This is a genomic window from Brevibacillus fortis, from assembly GCF_003013395.1.
Taxonomy (GTDB): Bacteria; Bacillota; Bacilli; order Brevibacillales; family Brevibacillaceae; genus Brevibacillus; species Brevibacillus fortis.
Genome location: NZ_PXZM01000039.1, coordinates 88,043 through 103,502 on the forward strand (window position 1 = coordinate 88,043; position 15,460 = coordinate 103,502).

The 15,460-nt window shown below is 47.5% G+C and carries 13 protein-coding genes; 8 read left to right on the top strand and 5 right to left on the bottom strand.

Annotated elements, in window-relative coordinates; genetic code table 11:
- Nucleotides 1-17 precede the first annotated feature (17 nt).
- From C7R93_RS23275 to pdxR, 3 genes are all read left to right on the top strand, one after another.
- Entirely contained in the window at nucleotides 18-794 is a 777-nt protein-coding gene (locus tag C7R93_RS23275; protein ID WP_106841048.1) for an ABC transporter ATP-binding protein, read from the top strand.
- A 14-nt stretch (nucleotides 795-808) separates the two neighbouring features.
- Nucleotides 809-1,516 carry an ABC transporter ATP-binding protein gene (locus tag C7R93_RS23280; protein ID WP_106841049.1) on the top strand — a complete coding sequence of 236 codons (708 nt, stop codon included), beginning with the start codon at nucleotides 809-811 and terminating at the stop codon, nucleotides 1,514-1,516.
- 71 nt (nucleotides 1,517-1,587) lie between these two features.
- Nucleotides 1,588-3,027, top strand: coding sequence for a MocR-like pyridoxine biosynthesis transcription factor PdxR (gene pdxR / locus C7R93_RS23285; protein ID WP_106841050.1), 1,440 nt, complete (start codon nucleotides 1,588-1,590; stop codon nucleotides 3,025-3,027).
- Nucleotides 3,028-3,698: 671 nt separating this feature from the next.
- On the opposite strand, the gene C7R93_RS23300 is transcribed toward pdxR, so the two are convergent.
- Nucleotides 3,699-4,460 carry an IclR family transcriptional regulator gene (locus C7R93_RS23300; RefSeq protein ID WP_106841053.1) on the bottom strand — a complete coding sequence of 254 codons (762 nt, stop codon included), beginning with the start codon at nucleotides 4,458-4,460 and terminating at the stop codon, nucleotides 3,699-3,701.
- A gap of 228 nt (nucleotides 4,461-4,688) precedes the next feature.
- Between C7R93_RS23300 and C7R93_RS23305 the strand changes: the two genes are divergently transcribed.
- The 5 genes from C7R93_RS23305 to C7R93_RS23325 are packed head-to-tail and all read left to right on the top strand — an operon-like array spanning nucleotide 4,689 to nucleotide 9,702.
- Complete coding sequence (locus C7R93_RS23305; protein ID WP_106841054.1) at nucleotides 4,689-5,807, top strand: ABC transporter substrate-binding protein; 1,119 nt, start codon at nucleotides 4,689-4,691, stop codon at nucleotides 5,805-5,807.
- Nucleotides 5,808-5,815: 8 nt separating this feature from the next.
- Nucleotides 5,816-6,910, top strand: coding sequence for an ABC transporter ATP-binding protein (locus tag C7R93_RS23310; RefSeq protein ID WP_106841055.1), 1,095 nt, complete (start codon nucleotides 5,816-5,818; stop codon nucleotides 6,908-6,910).
- Nucleotides 6,911-6,913: 3 nt separating this feature from the next.
- Complete coding sequence (locus C7R93_RS23315) at nucleotides 6,914-7,756, top strand: ABC transporter permease (protein WP_106841056.1); 843 nt, start codon at nucleotides 6,914-6,916, stop codon at nucleotides 7,754-7,756.
- Nucleotides 7,753-8,553: an ABC transporter permease gene (locus C7R93_RS23320; RefSeq protein WP_106841057.1), complete on the top strand. Its 801-nt coding sequence runs from the start codon at nucleotides 7,753-7,755 to the stop codon at nucleotides 8,551-8,553. The genes C7R93_RS23315 and C7R93_RS23320 overlap by 4 nt, the downstream gene beginning before the upstream one ends.
- A 12-nt stretch (nucleotides 8,554-8,565) precedes the next feature.
- Nucleotides 8,566-9,702: a M20 family metallopeptidase gene (locus C7R93_RS23325; RefSeq protein ID WP_106841058.1), complete on the top strand. Its 1,137-nt coding sequence runs from the start codon at nucleotides 8,566-8,568 to the stop codon at nucleotides 9,700-9,702.
- A 78-nt stretch (nucleotides 9,703-9,780) separates the two neighbouring features.
- Here the strand turns inward: C7R93_RS23325 and C7R93_RS23330 are convergent, their stop codons facing one another.
- The 4 genes from C7R93_RS23330 to C7R93_RS23345 form a co-directional block, all read right to left on the bottom strand.
- Nucleotides 9,781-10,077, bottom strand: coding sequence for a hypothetical protein (locus C7R93_RS23330; RefSeq protein WP_106841059.1), 297 nt, complete (start codon nucleotides 10,075-10,077; stop codon nucleotides 9,781-9,783).
- Nucleotides 10,078-10,248: 171 nt separating this feature from the next.
- On the bottom strand, nucleotides 10,249-10,602 hold the full coding sequence (locus tag C7R93_RS23335; RefSeq protein ID WP_017249740.1) for a hypothetical protein: 354 nt from the start codon (nucleotides 10,600-10,602) through the stop codon (nucleotides 10,249-10,251).
- Between the two features lie 89 nt (nucleotides 10,603-10,691).
- Nucleotides 10,692-13,127: a hyaluronate lyase N-terminal domain-containing protein gene (locus C7R93_RS23340; RefSeq protein ID WP_106841060.1), complete on the bottom strand. Its 2,436-nt coding sequence runs from the start codon at nucleotides 13,125-13,127 to the stop codon at nucleotides 10,692-10,694.
- Nucleotides 13,127-15,328 (bottom strand): discoidin domain-containing protein, encoded by a 2,202-nt coding sequence (locus C7R93_RS23345; RefSeq protein WP_106841061.1) that lies wholly within the window; start codon nucleotides 15,326-15,328, stop codon nucleotides 13,127-13,129. The genes C7R93_RS23340 and C7R93_RS23345 overlap by 1 nt, the downstream gene beginning before the upstream one ends.
- Nucleotides 15,329-15,460: the final 132 nt, after the last annotated feature.

Here is a 15,460-nt window from a genome sequence, read left to right on the forward strand (position 1 = left end):
CGAGGAGGGATATGAGCATGGCATTGTTAGAAGCAAAAAATTTAACGAAGCGCTTTGGCGGCTTGGTAGCCAATCAAGACGTTTCGATTGGCATCGAAAAAGGAAGCATTACGGCGGTCATCGGTCCGAATGGGGCCGGAAAAACGACTTTTTTCAATATGATTACCGGATTTTACGAGCCAGACGAGGGAGAAATCCTGCTGAATGGCAAAAGTATCAAGAAGCTTCGGCCTGACCAGATTGCAAGTCGGGGAATTACCCGCACCTTTCAAAATATTCGTCTGTTCAAAGAAATGACGGCCTTGGAAAATGTCATGGTCGGTGTGCATAGCCGTTTATCGGCTGGAATCCTCGGGATTTTGTTCAACTCTAAGCGTGTACGCCAGGAGGAAGAGCGGACGCGCGTCGAGGCTTATCAGCTCATGGAGTATGTCGGGATCGCCCATATTGCGAATGAAGCGGCGGGGAGTCTGCCTTACGGATTGCAACGACGATTGGAAATTGCTCGGGCGATGGCGACTAATCCGCAAATCATTTTGCTTGATGAACCGGCGGCAGGGATGAACCCTCGTGAAACGGTAGAAATGACAGATTTTATTCGTCGGCTGAAAAAAGAGCTCGATTTGACGATCATCCTGATCGAGCATGACATGAAGCTGGTCATGGGACTCAGCGAATACATTCACGTACTGGATTACGGCAAAAAAATTGCAGAAGGAACACCCGAACAAATCCGCAACAACCCTAACGTCATTGAGGCCTATCTCGGAAAAAGTGCGTCGGACGTGTCGTAGAAGGAGGAAAATCGATGGCATTGTTAGAGTTGACTAACGTTCATACGTATTACGGCGGCATCCACGCATTAAAAGGATTGAGCATGACGGTAAACGAAGGCGAAGTGGTGACGCTGATCGGTTCCAACGGGGCAGGGAAATCGACCACGTTGAAAACGATTTGTGCGCAAACACGAGCCAAAGAAGGAAAAGTCATCTTTAATGGCAAAGACATTACACAAATGCGTACACATGATATTGCCTTAGCAGGAATCGCCCACGTTCCGGAAGGCCGCCGTATTTTTCCCAAGCTGACTGTACGCGAGAATTTGGAGATGGGTGCGTTTAGTGTATCGGATAAAAAGGTGATCGAAGAAGGAATTGAGCGTGCCTTTGCTTACTTTCCGCGACTGAAGGAACGGGTTAGTCAAAAAGGTGGCACGATGTCCGGTGGCGAGCAGCAAATGCTGGCGATTGCGCGTGGCCTGATGATGAAGCCAAAAATTCTCATGCTCGATGAACCGTCGATGGGATTGGCGCCGATTCTGGTGGAGCAGATTTTTGAAATCGTTACGGAGCTGAACAAGGAAGGCATGACCATTCTTTTGGTCGAGCAAAATGCGAATCAGGCGCTGTCTGTCGCGCATCGTGGTTATGTGATTCAGACAGGTGAAATTATTTTGAAAGACGACGCCCAGACATTATTGATGAATCCGCAGGTAAGAGAGGCGTATTTGGCGTAATAGAAACGTGAGTACCGATGGGGATTTTTATCTCCATCGGTTTTTCATTTGGTCAGCGAGGAGGATGGAGCTTGCTAGATATTAGTCCCCGCTTTGTAGAAGGGAGCGAGTCTCTCTATCTACAGCTTTATCGCTATTTTTGTACAGAAATCCAAGGGAGGCGCTTGATTTCCGGGACGCGTCTGCCTTCTGTTCGGGCATTGAGCGGATTTTTGCATGTGAGTAAAACGACTGTCGAGAGCGCCTATCACCAGCTCATGGCAGAAGGCTATATCGAGAGTCGGGAGCGCAGCGGATTTTATGTGGTCGATGTGGACTGGGATGGGCCAATGCCAAGTGGGAAGGGGCAGCAACCAGTTAAAACGGCTCACGTCCAAACGCTTCCACCTACGCCTTCATCAGTCCCGGTCCTGTATGATTTTCACCAAGCGCGCGTAGATGCCGAGCACTTTCCTTTTGACCGTTGGCGCAAGTACACTAACCAATGCATGCAGGAAGAAAACAAGCATGTGCTCTACTACGGCGACCGACAAGGCGAGCCGCAGCTGAGGGAGGAGCTCGCACGCTATCTCGGACGTGCCCGGGGTGTACAAGCTACGCCGGAACAAATTGTGATCGGTGCGGGGACACAGGTGATGATCAGCTTATTGGGGTTCCTGTTCGGGACACGGGGACAGGCAGTTGCAATGGAAGAGCCGGGTTATCACGGTGTACGTGCCGTGTTTTCTCATTTGGGCTATGACGTGCGCCCGATCAAGCTGGCGGAGGATGGGATTGATGTGGAAGCGCTCAGTGAGAGTGGAGCGCAGCTGGTTTATATCACCCCGTCTCATCAGGACCCTTCTGGAATTGTCATGCCGTATGCCAAACGGCTAAAGCTGCTACACTGGGCGAATCAGACAGGGAGCTACATCATGGAGGATGACTACGATGGTGAGTTTCGCTATCATGGCAAGCCGATTCCTTCCCTCCAAGGGGTGGATACGCAGGGACGCGTCATTTATTTGGGGACGTTCTCCAAGGCTCTGCTGCCGTCGATTCGGATGAGCTATATGGTTTTGCCGCAAGCGTTATTGGCGGTGTATCAGGAGAAATTGGCGGATTTTGACCAGTCGGCATCGCGTATTCATCAGGAGACGCTGGCCTTGTTCATGAAAAATGGCGATTGGGAGCGGCATATTCGCAAGATGCGGACGCTTTACCGTAAAAAGCATGGTGCGTTGCTTCAGTGTTTGCAGGAACACTTTGGGGCGAATATCTGGGTCAAGGGTCAGGATGCCGGGCTGTCCGTGACGGTAGAGGTGAAAAGCGAGTGCACTCCACAACAGTTGGCGCATATTGCAGCTGCGTCCGGCATTCGCGTCTATCCAACCTCACACAAATGGATTCATCCGCAGGAAAATGGACTTCCGACTTTTCAGTTTGGGTTCGGGGGGCAGACCATCGAGGAGATTGAGGCTGGAATTTGTCTGTTGAAACGTGCATGGGAACCTTATTTGAGAAAGGCATAGAGAAGGGAGCTCAGCCAGAGTGTCACAGGCGTTGGTTGTAAAAGGAATGAAGCCCTTGGAATGCAAAGCGGATGGTTACGTAGATGAAAAAATGCAGCCCGTTCTCCCTTAGGAGGCGGGCTACATTTTTATTGTGGTCCACTAATATCGTTACGTACGTCGTTTAGATAGTTCTCTGTGTACACCATCTGGGAGCTACTCAAGTTCTTGGGAGTCTTTTTCTTTTTTCTTTTGTTGATCTGGTCATAAATTATTCCAAATACGATCAAGCCACCAACAATGGTTAATAAGAATGCCCAAATTGGCATAAAAGCCCCCCTAACGCACTGCTCACTTTATATATTAGACTCATTTTTCTGTAATATGTTTCTCTTTTGAATTGCTTGTCGTTTTTCGATATTATGGAAGTCGAGGTGCAGAATATCGAAGGTGGGACGTACGTTTTGAACATTTTCTGAAGTATCCGCTCGAAAGAGTCTGGACAGGGCTAACCAAACCGGACCAGGTAGCAGCATGGCTGGCATGTTCATCTGGAGCGGTTGGAAGAAATGCCGGAGGGGAGCAGCCTGAATGGCCGTGGAACAACTGAGTAAGTCCACATAAAGAGAAACCTCCTGTCATCGAAGCAGACTGATGAACAGGAGGTTTTTTCATGGCAGCTCAAGCTGATTTTAAGACATTCGATACCCTAGCTGAGCTGACATCGCACGTACCGTCGCTAGCGTTTCTTGCAAAATCTCTTCTTTTTTCGGCATCACGCGGTCAGAGGGACCGATGACACTGACGGATGCAGTTACGTGTCCAGTTGAATCAAAAATCGGGGCAGCGATTCCGGTCACGCCTGTATTGCGTCGATTCGAGCTGATTTCATAGCCCTGCTCGCGGATCGCCACCAAGTCCTCTTTGATTTGCTCGACCGACGTGTACGAATGAGGCGTGTAGCTTTTCAGCGGGTGTTCCTGCAAAATCTCATCTTGAAACTCCTCCGGCTGATAGGCGAGCAAAACCCTGGCGGCGGAGGTAGAGTAAAGAGGAAAACGCCGGAAGGATTCTACGGTAAAGCGAACTGGATGAAGCGAATCCTCTTTGGCTACATATATCGCGTCCTTGGAATCTTGTACACATAATACAGCCAATTCATTTGTCCGTGAGACAAGCTGGTCCAAGAATGGTTTGGAAAAATCAACGATATCGTGATTCGTGAGTACCTTAGTACCCAGCTCCAAAAGCGTGTAGCCAAGCGTATACTGCTTGGTTTTTTCATTTTGGCGGATAAAGCCTTCAGACTCCAGCGTGGACAGGAGCTTGTGAACGGCTCCCTTGGAAAGCTGGAGCTTTTTACTGAGCTCCGTTACCCCGAGTTCCTTTGGCGAATCGAGAAATATTTTTAACAGCCGACAGCCATTTCGAACAGAAGACAATACTTGGTCCATACAAACGTCTCCTTTAACGTACAGTAGCCCCTCTAAAAGAAGAGTCTCGATTGAAGTTATTTTACCATTAGAAAGAATGCTGACAAGCCTGTAATTGGGGCAATGATGCTTCTAGTACGACTACCTTGAATAGTCAGTATCTTTATGCTAGTATAACATTATCGTTCTCAAATAGGAAACGTTGTTCTCTATTCGTGAACAAAACAGACAATCGGGGGTCGAACTTACATGAAGAAAAAGGCATTATCCGTCTTGTCCATTTTCGCTTTGGCTGGTTCCTTGCTGGCTGGATGTGGCTCTTCCACGCCGCAAACATCTGCTCCTGCACCGGCTGCTGGCAACAATAGCGGCACCGAAGCACAAGCTCAGCTGGAAGACACACTGGTTGTGGCAGGAAACGGCGCGACAGTTGAAAAGATGATGAAGGATGAAGTGTTCAAGAAGTTTAACGAGAAGTATCCGAATGTAAAGCTGACCTATGTTTCTGGCGTTTCCACGGAGATCGTAGCGAAGGTTAAGGCACAGAAAAATGCTCCGCAAATCGACCTGACGATTATTGAGGGCGGCGAACAAGAGAAGGGACGTCAAGAAGGCTTGTGGGAAACCGTATCCGCAACCGATATCCCGAACATGAAAAACGTACCGGAAGATTTGCGTGTAACCGAGGATAGCGGTGTAGTCGTAAACTTCACGCCGATGGGGATTTCCTACAATGCGGACCTGGTAAAAGAAAAAGGCTTGCCTGTACCGAAGTCCTGGAATGACCTCGCCAAGCCTGAAGTGAAGGGCTACATCACGATGACAGACGTAGCGAGCAACTTCGGACGCTCTGCGATGATCATGCTGGCGTACGCAAATGGCGGGTCTGAGAAAGATATCGAACAAGGCTTCAAACAAATGGAAACGATTGCAGGATACATGCCGACCTTTGCGAAGAGTGCTGCACAGCTTCAGCAAAATCTGCAAAACAAGAGCGCAGCCTACACCACTTGGACGATGGCGCGCAGCTTGACACAAAAAGAAGCAGGCGTACCATTGGAGTTCGTTTTCCCTGAAGAGGGCGGAAACATCGTACCAAACGTAGCTACGCTGGTAAAAGGTTCGAAGAGTCCAAAAGCGGCTAAAGCATTCGTCGAGTTCCTTTTGACAGATGAAATTCAAACGATGTACGCAACGAAGCTGTACTACAATCCAGCAACATCTGTGAAGCTACCAGACGATGTAGCGAAAACATTGGAATTCGATCGTACAAAAGTGGTGAACTTCGACTATGGCGTAGTGAGCAAGGCAACATCTGCTTGGCTAGATCGCTTTAACAAAGAAATCGCACCTAAAACAGGAAAGTAGGTATTCACGTGACCAAGGTGATTGACGTTGAACTGCGCGGCATCATGAAAAAATTTCAAAGCAATGTCGTGGTTCAAAACTTCAACCTGCAGGTGGAGCAAGGCGAATTCATCTCGTTTCTCGGCCCATCTGGTTGCGGTAAGACCACGACCTTGAATATGATTGCCGGTTTTTTGGACCCGGATGGCGGAGACCTCTTGATCAAGGGGCAGCGAATGAATGGCGTTCCTCCGTACAAACGAGAGCTGGGAATGGTGTTCCAGACGTACTCGTTGTTCCCGCATATGACTGTGGCGGAAAACATCGCCTACGGCTTGAAATTGCGCAAAGTGAACAAACAAGAAATGCAAGAGCGTGTGAATCGCGTACTGTCTCTGGTGAAGCTGCCAAACGTAGCAGACCGTTACCCGAAACAGCTCTCTGGCGGACAACGTCAGCGGATTGCGATAGCGCGGGCGCTTGTTATTGAGCCGTCGCTCCTGCTGTTGGATGAGCCGCTCAGTAACCTGGATGCAAAACTTCGCGAAGAGCTGCGCGATGAATTAAAGCGCTTACATCACGAAATTGGCGTTACGACTATTTTTGTTACACATGACCAAGAAGAGGCGCTGGCGCTCTCTGATCGCATCGTGGTCATGAATCACGGATTCGTAGAGCAAATCGGTACGCCACTAGAGATATATAATCAGCCCGCTTCTGAATTCGTACATACCTTCATTGGTAAGACGAACCGTTTGGAAGGGGAAGTCATCGGAATGGATGGGGATGTACTTACATTGCGTACTACCGGTGGAATGCTTGTGAAGGCGGCAAAGCAACAGCGAACAGTGGCACTCCATGAAAAAGTGATCATTTTTATCCGACCAGAGAAAATCAAGCTGACCGATACAGCAGTTAGTGACGAAGCGAATCGAGTAAAAGGACATTTGCAGCTTGCTTCCTTCCTGGGCTCGTACACAGAATGTGAGGTCAAGGCCGGGGAGCATACGATTTCGGTAAAAGTTCAAATGACCGATAAATCGGTAGAACGCGAAGAGGGTCAAACGGTTTACTGTCAATGGAATGCGGACGACGTACTGGTCATGCCCGCAGGAAGGGGATGACGGATGAGCAAGCGTCTCTCGGTTACGTTGTTGACAGCACCTGCGATGATTTTGCTGCTTGGAGTATTCATCCTACCAATGCTGATGATGCTTATGCTCAGCTTTCAGGATGAGAATCAGGCGTTCTCTTTGCACAATTATTCATTATTTGTACAAGATCCGTACTACTTGGAGATTCTTTGGCGGACGATTCGCGTGAGTCTCTGGACGGTACTGGCAAGCCTCTTGCTTGGATTCCCTGTAGCGATGTACATGGCGCAGGCTACAGGGAAAATGCGTGGAATCGTTACGATGCTGATCCTGGCCCCTCACCTCATCAGTGTTGTTATTCGCAACTTCGGTTGGGTAGTGGTTTTGGGGGAAAAAGGGTGGATTAATGAAACGTTGATCAGTCTGGGTCTGATCGATCAACCGTTGCGGCTGTTGTACAACGAGCTGGGTATTGTGATCGGTCTGACGGATTCCTTCATTGCCTACATGGTTCTAGCGATTGCAACCAGCTTGTATGCAATTGATCCGTCCCTGAATAAGGCGGCATCGATTTTGGGTGCTTCCCGCATGCGTACGTTTTTCAGTGTGACGTTACCCTTGTGCTTGCCGGGGATTATTGCCGGTACGACACTGGTGTTCAGTTTGTCGATGAGTGCCTTTGTGACACCTGCCTTGATGGGTGGCACTTCCGTGAAGGTCTTGCCTGTCATTGCCTATGAGCAAATCATGGCGACACTGAACTGGCCTTTGGGTGCGGCACTTGCCTTCCTGCTTTTGGGCAGCACGATTCTATTGGTGACTTTGTATACGAAGCTGATTGAAACCAAGCGGTATAAAGAGGTGTTTGCGTCATGAAAAAAATAAACGTACTCGGACTCATCACGTTCTTTGTGCTTGTTTTGGTCAATCTGCCGTTCCTGGTCATTATCCCGAGCTCCTTTACAGCAGCCGGGTACCTCGCTTTTCCGCCGGAAGGGTTTTCGTGGCAGTGGTATGAAATGATTTTGGATCGGCCAGAGTTCATCGATTCGCTGTGGTTCAGTCTCAAGCTAGCTACGGTAACGGCGATTTTGGCGACTTTCTTAGGGACATTAGCTGCTTTCGCGCTGTCCAAATACAAGTTTCGTGGGAGTGGCATCATCAACGCATTGATGCTTTCACCGCTCACCGTTCCTTCGCTCATTATCGGGATTTCCGCGCTGCTGTTTTTCACGCGAATTGGTATCGCAGGGACGTTTACGGGGCTTTTGCTAGCACACATGCTGATCTCGATTCCGTATGTCGTAAGGCTGGTGCTCACAGGGCTTAGCTCGTTCGATTATACGTTGGAAAAAGCGGGATACATGCTGGGTGCCCATCCGCTTCGGGTGTTCTGGGATATTACGTTGCCACTGTTGCGTCCGGCCATCGTGTCGGGGATGATCTTTTCGTTCTTGACGTCGTTTGACAATGTGACGGTTTCCTTATTCCTGGTGGCACCGGATACGACGACGCTGCCACTCGCGATTTTCACCTATATGCAGGAAACACTTGATCCGTTGGTGGCTTCCATTTCCTCGGTGGTTATCCTGCTGAGCCTGGTGTTCATCGTCTTGTTGGAAAAAGTGTACGGACTAGAGCGCCTGTTCGGACTCAATTCACAATCTCACTAAGGAAGAGGCACTATGTCAATCCACACGTATGTACAAGAGAATATGACGCACTATCTACAGCTACTCGAAGAGGCAGTCAACATGGACTCACCTTCTCGTGACAAACAGTTGGGAGACCGCATGGCGGGCTGGTTTGCTCTGCAATTTCAACGGCTGACAGGTGGAGTCGCAGAGCTGATCCCGAATGCGACGTATGGCGATCAGGTGCGTTGTACGCTGGGTGAAGGGGAAAAGCAAATCCTCATCATCGGTCACTACGATACCGTATGGCTAGAAGGAGAGGCGGCTCGCCGACCGTTTACCATTCAGGATGAGAAAGCGTACGGACCAGGCGTATACGATATGAAAGCGGGCGTTTTGCAAGCGATGTTTGCGATGCGTGCATTGGTGAAGCTGGGTCGCCTGCCTACAGATAAAAAAATTGTGCTCCTGTTAAACAGTGACGAAGAGATTGGCAGCCCGACTTCTCGCAGTCTGGTTGAAGAGGAGGCAGCGCGTTCGGTGGCGAGCTTTGTATTGGAGCCGCCAACCGAACCGAGCGGCGCACTCAAAACATGGCGGAAGGGAAGCGCCTTCTTTACCGTGGCAGTCAGTGGCATTTCTTCACACGCTGGCGTCGATCATCAAAAAGGTGTCTCTGCCATTGAAGAGCTGGCGCGACAGGTGCAATTTCTGCATGCCTTGACCGATTACGAGAAAGGAACGACGGTCAATGTAGGCGTCATCAAGGGCGGAATCGGCTCCAATGTCGTAGCCGATTCGGCTGAAGCAGAAGTAGATGTGAGGTTTATCTCGATGGAAGAGGCATTACGCATCGAGAAGGTAATGAGTGAGCTTACGCCAGTGCTCGCCGGTACAAACATCATCGTAAAGGGAGGCATTCGCCGACCGCCGATGGAGCGAACCGAAGAGACAGGCAAATTATTTTCCCTCGCACAAGCTATTAGCATCAATGAACTAGGGATGGTTTTGGAAGAGTCGGGGACAGGTGGAGTAAGCGATGGCAACTTCGCTGCTGCTTGCGGAGTCCCGACACTGGATGGACTTGGTGTAAAGGGTGGCTATGCCCACTCGCCGGATGAATGGATCGAACTGGGAGAAATATCGACGCGCGCTACCTTGTTGGCGCGGTTGATAGAGGAAGTATAGAGAGAAAAAGAGAAGAAGCACCTGCCCTGATGCGAAAGAGATTGCATCGGGTCAGGTGCTTTTGTTTTTGCGAAGAGGCTATTGCTTCGAGGATGTATTTAGCTTTTTCACAAAGCTATTAAGGTAGTTCGCTCCACGGCTGGTGAGGATACCAGCCAGCACGGCAGAAACGTAGTAGCCGCTGCCATCAAGACCAAAGGGGTTGACTTGAAAAGCGAGGGAGAGCGAAATGCCGATGAGGATAGAGAGGATGTAAGTGGAGCGGTCTTTTAGTACGGGGAAGGCATTCTTTAAAATTTCGGTTACGGCTTCAATCAAGATCGCCATAAAAGTTAGCAGACTCAAGCTGTGAATGAATTGGTCTATGTCAATCAAAGGTTGTTCCTCCTTTTGTTTTTAAAGCGGGGCGTGGTTCGGGGAGTCAGAGGCGATCAAGGCTGATAAACAAACATCCAGCCGTCATGCATTTGGAAGGGAGTTAATTCGCGGGGTGAGATTTCGCCCCAAGGAAGGTAGGTGTCACCTTTGTGGTTAACGACACAGCATCTAGGAAATCCTCGCTTGCATGTACGTTTTGAGTTCGGTCTCCAGCTCTTTGACACGGTACTCTAGCTGTTGTCTTTCTACTACCAGCGTCGTGTATTTATCTCGCCACTCCTGCACGATGGTTTCAAGCTCCATGCAACGGTTGCGCCAAACATGGAGTTCTTCCCGAAGCTTGTCCATTTCCTGGCGCAGCTCCTGGCGAATTTGCTGGTTTTCCTGCGAGATTTGTTGCCTGTCTGTAATCATCAACTCTTTCTTGTTGTTGTGACGAGCAACCAGATAGGTGACGATTGCCGTCAGCACACTGGATACTACCAAGGGGAGTGTGGAAGAGTTGAGTAGTGTTTGGATCATCCGTTTGTTCACCTGCTTTCTCTTGTGAGGTCTTATATATAGAGTAGACAGTTTGGGGAATTTCTCACGGTGTTTTAAGTGAAAATGATCTACCACAACTGCTTGATTTGGAAGTAAGAATAGGTGGGGAGTGCTTCTACGACGCCATTGGCAAAAAACGAGTAGCCGAAAAGCTCTACGTAGTCGCCGGGCTGTAGGCGGACGATGCTTGAGCCGTTTAAGCACCAGGCATGGTTGGAATAGGAAACGATGCTGTTGAGTACTTTATGGAGTTGACCGTTGATTCGGACGTCTAGATGCAGTCCGTTGGGGGAGGTTGTTGGGCTTTTGATGCGTGTTGATCCAATGATTAAGTAGTCGCCCGGTACTTTTGTAATAAAGCGACTTTGGTTTTTATCGAATTCTTGCAGTTCGTCTTGAGTTGTTGTATTGAAATTGATTTTGGTAAAGGTGTCGGGGGCGGATAGGTTTTGGTCGGCGGACATGGTGGCGGTTAGATTGGTTCCTGATTTGGCGGGGTTGAGTAATAGATTGGAACTAGTAATGGTGTAACCAGAGATGACAGGAGATTTCACGGAGCCAGAAGGCGAGGTGATGACTGCTTTTACCCGCAAATCTGCATAAAGCGGGTTCTTGAAGGAATGTTTGCGTCCTAAGATTGTGGATTCCCAAGTAGCGCCGCCGTTGTTGGACAGGTACCAGTCTATCGAGCCTTCTTGAAGGGTTTGGTCAGCGGTAAGCGAGGCATGGGCAATGGGAGAGACAGAAGGGAGCTTGGTGCTTACAAACTCTTGGATGACCTCCCCTGTAAGAGTACCTGTAATCACACGATACCCGTACAGCTCTGGAGATAGATTTGCAGTAGGCGAGTCTAATCTGGCTCGTAATAGTAGTGAGGTAGAGGGAGTTGGGAAGGTAACCTCTTCGCCGGGAATCGCATTTATCCAATCTAGTCCGTTGTTGTTTGTTACCGCTAAAGTAACCGTAGCTTTGGACGCTCCAAAACTATATTCATCAATGGATTGGTTTGTTTCGTATCTAGAAGTTAACGATAACGAACGAAGAACTCCGTTGCTATCTTTGAAGGGATAATGCTTGCCGGCATAGGTCGAGATTGTTACAGAAGAATCGATAACGGATAAATCGGCAGCTTTGAACGTGGCGAGATATAATTTGTTTAGCTCTACATTTGAGGAGTACACAAAATGGTAATTTGAGCCGTCAGCAACTAGTCTGGAAACCCAATTTGCGTTGATGTTTGCGACTGAAGTGGTTTGAGCCAGTGTTTCAGGATGAAGAGAATAGAGTTTAACTGAGTAGGATGTCGTTGCGCTCGTATAAATCGTTTGTATAGCAACATATTTATCTAAGACTGGGTCATACATCATGTCAATCGAGCTGTTTTCTCCCCCAACCGTTAGTTGTATATTTCGAATCATCCGAAATGAACTGTCAAAAAGATATGCTCTGAAAAAATTTCCGTGCATTATACCTAGAGCAACTTGGTTTCTTATTGGGTCATAAACTGAGCGTAAGTAAGGCGTTGGTCCGGATGATAGAATATTAGTCATATCCTTAACTAATATACCATCACTGTTAAAAACATGAAGGCGCGTATAGGATGAAACAGAATGAAAGGCCCAGACTCTATTCTGAATATCTACAGTTAGTGAAGTTGCTACCACTGTTCCTGATCCTATATATAGGGTATACCAATCTTTGAAAGTGGTGCCATCGCTATTAACAACACCAACGACCCCACCGAGTGATGTGTTTGAAATAGAGAACCAGACGCGATTGTTGTAGTCCACGACATAGTCGACCGTTTGAAAAGGGAGCGTATGGGTATTCCCCTTGAATGGCAAGATCGTTCCTTCAAACGACAGGCTGCCATCAGGATTTGTTACCTTTGCATAAATCCCTGTGCCGTTTACTAGAGCCACCTTCCAGGTACGATTCGCGCGGTCTGTAAAACCCATAGGCTGCGAAAAAACACTTCCGGAATAAGAAAAGCGAGTGGCTTCTGAGAAAGCGTATGCGCTAGGTTCGTTGGCTACAGCGTTTATAGTTACTTTGTCAGTACTCGGGATGGTAATCGGCTTGGCGTAAAAAATCCCATTTTTTATCCCGGATGTGTTCCTGAGGAGACGGTTGGTTGTGTCAACAGTAACTCCCATAGAATTTGACTCGTCAAAGTAGTTCGTAGTGCTGAAGTCTTCAGTAAAGTCAGGGGTAACCGTAGGAGTTACTCTTCCCCCTACAATTCCAGCTGTTGTCTTTTCGGAGTCGACAAAGGCCAATGTATCAAATTCTTCGGAGTAGGAATTGACGACGGTACTTCTGTGCATTTCAAGTTCTTCTACACGGTTTGCAAGAGTGGGATCAGATACTGCTATTGGCACTACACTTTCACCTGTTCCGACAAAAAGCTCATGAGTATCGGTTGTAAAAAGAGGTTCCCCCGCTGATGCAGCGGAGGGGAGTTTGGCTTTTAAACCGCGTTTGAGTTTGATTGGTAGTGTCATTAAAAAGTACCTCCATCTACTTCTGTGAGCGTGGAGCCACTGCCGCTGCCAGAGCCAACGTTTATTTTGTAGTCTCCACTCGACAGCAAGAGGACTCGCAGATTTGTATTTCGGTTATACCCATATTTGTAATCTACTCCGGGCATCGCCATGTCCCAGGAATCTAGTAAGTCCACATCCATGGTAAGGGAGTCTAGACTTGTTTCATCAGTAGTTGATGACTGTTCGAAGTAGAACGCGCATCGCAAGTTTCTTGCTTGACCTAGCTTCTCGTCCCATTCAGAGATGCTATTGAAATCGCCTACTGTCATTGCTTTTTGTTTGAAATCAATGGAGTTATTAACATCAACTGTTATCCACGGACCATCTTTTTGTTTTGCTTCCCATGTTGTTCCACTGTCTGTACTTATTGCTACTCTTAAAACGCCTTTCTCTGTACCTGATAAGGTTAAAGAGTTGATTTTAGCTACGTCGAGAAAGCTAATATCATTCTTCATTTTCACGACTCTTGGTGCAGGAACTCCAGTAAGATGAGCGACTGCGGGCTCTCTATTTGGTTTCGAAACAAGGATTTTTATGGAGGGTTTGTTTATTAAATCATTCAAATGTAGGGTACACGCAGTGAGATCGAGCATGCCTTTATTTAGAAACATATCGTCTGTAGGGGGAGCAGGACCAACGGTTTCCCAGCCGGAAGAAGTGTACGTTTTCACGTCTGTACCGTCTAGTATGAGGAATCTATTGTTTATTGACTCAATCAGCATAACTGGACGGAAGCCTCTACCTGGCGCTGTAAGATCTGTTGACCCAGATGTCCAGTTTGTAAGGCCGTTATATCCTCGAATCACGCGGGCCTTTGAATTGGATTGATCAGTTGTACTGGTCCATGAACCGTGATTCAAGTTATTCCAGACGCGGTCATCGATCATGTATCTATCCCATTCGTTGTCTTTATCTGTAGCATTTACACCACCAGTCGGGAGACGGAAGGTGAAGGCGCTGTCGTGTTTCCTTTCGGCAAGTTCTGCTTCGACGATTGCAATTTGCGTAGTAGCGTAATTATTGTAGCTAGTTAATACATTGATTCTGTAATACCGATACGATTTATTATTGATAAACTCGTAGACAAACTTAGCGTCTTCGATATTGGGCACAGTACCTACTGTTAATAATTCGTAGGTACTGTCATCATCGGAACCAAATAGTTGCCAATCTTTGATTGAATTATTGAGGTAGCCTGTTGATATTTTCATCCCAATCAATGAGAGATAATTGATTTTCTTTTGACTACCAAAGTCTACCTTAAGCCAATGACCTTCAACTGGGGCTTCTGTTCCATTCACGTACCAGATACTTCTTTCTTGGCCTATTACATTGTTGTCAAAGGCTTTCCAAGGCATATCATTGTCAAAATACGCACTTGCAGTTACAGTTACTCCCTCAGTAGTTTGTCCAGTCATGGTCGGAACCAGGTCCTCAAGTACTTCTAATGGTAGCCCGCTCCCACTAGCGACACCAGCGGTATTCAAGACATCCCAACTAATATTATTTTGAATATTTCTATCCGCAAGAAGAACTTTTCTACCCTGGTGGTCAGTGTCCACCATAATAAAGTAACCATCGCCATTGGGACTTGAAGAAGAAGCTACAGGTATAAAATTACTTGTTTCCATACCTACATCCAAAAATTTCCCTACAGTTCCGGATGTAGCAGAGTAATGAAACCGAATGCGTTTCCCTACCTTAAGGTCATTTACTTTAGCTACCTCGTCAGGATGAAATAAGCGACCATTTGAATCAATGTCAATTGCGTCAATATACCACCAGTAACCTTCAACAGTAGAAGAAATTTCAACAGAGTGCCTTTTTAGTTCAAGTCCTAATTTCTCGTACTGAAGTATAGATCCCTGATTTTGACTTCCAATGGCGGCACTATAACTTTCTGGCACTCCGTTAATTACTACTTTTAAATCAGGATGGTAGCCACTGTTAGCCATACCCAAAATTCTTAACCTAGTACCATAGAAATCAAATCTGACTTTATTTTCACCAGTCCTCTCCGCATAGATCGCACTTCCAGCAGACATGGTATTGCTTGTTTGTATAACCCATGTACCGGAATAGGATAAGGCCGAATCATCTTGTTCGTATCTTCTCCAACCTACTTCTGGAGTCAATAAACGTTCTCCAACTGTTGCCATCTGCTATACCTCCTTGTATTCAAATACTGGCCGGAAACATGCTAATTTGGCAGAGGTATGAGAACTTGCATTAAATCTCCAACCAACAGCTTTTACATGTCCTCTGCCTACTCTCGCTGCGCTTGTGGCGTA

What these genes read in the sequence shown, in the direction of transcription:
- C7R93_RS23275 (WP_106841048.1), top strand. Translation starts at nt 18, where the DNA reads ATGGCATTGTTAGAAGCAAAAAATTTAACGAAGCGCTTTGGCGGCTTG.
- C7R93_RS23280 (WP_106841049.1), top strand. Translation starts at nt 809, where the DNA reads ATGGCATTGTTAGAGTTGACTAACGTTCATACGTATTACGGCGGCATC.
- C7R93_RS23300 (WP_106841053.1), bottom strand. Translation starts at nt 4,460, where the DNA reads ATGGACCAAGTATTGTCTTCTGTTCGAAATGGCTGTCGGCTGTTAAAA.
- C7R93_RS23305 (WP_106841054.1), top strand. Translation starts at nt 4,689, where the DNA reads ATGAAGAAAAAGGCATTATCCGTCTTGTCCATTTTCGCTTTGGCTGGT.
- C7R93_RS23315 (WP_106841056.1), top strand. Translation starts at nt 6,914, where the DNA reads ATGAGCAAGCGTCTCTCGGTTACGTTGTTGACAGCACCTGCGATGATT.
- C7R93_RS23320 (WP_106841057.1), top strand. Translation starts at nt 7,753, where the DNA reads ATGAAAAAAATAAACGTACTCGGACTCATCACGTTCTTTGTGCTTGTT.
- C7R93_RS23325 (WP_106841058.1), top strand. Translation starts at nt 8,566, where the DNA reads ATGTCAATCCACACGTATGTACAAGAGAATATGACGCACTATCTACAG.
- C7R93_RS23335 (WP_017249740.1), bottom strand. Translation starts at nt 10,602, where the DNA reads ATGATCCAAACACTACTCAACTCTTCCACACTCCCCTTGGTAGTATCC.
- C7R93_RS23340 (WP_106841060.1), bottom strand. Translation starts at nt 13,127, where the DNA reads ATGACACTACCAATCAAACTCAAACGCGGTTTAAAAGCCAAACTCCCC.
- C7R93_RS23345 (WP_106841061.1), bottom strand. Translation starts at nt 15,328, where the DNA reads ATGGCAACAGTTGGAGAACGTTTATTGACTCCAGAAGTAGGTTGGAGA.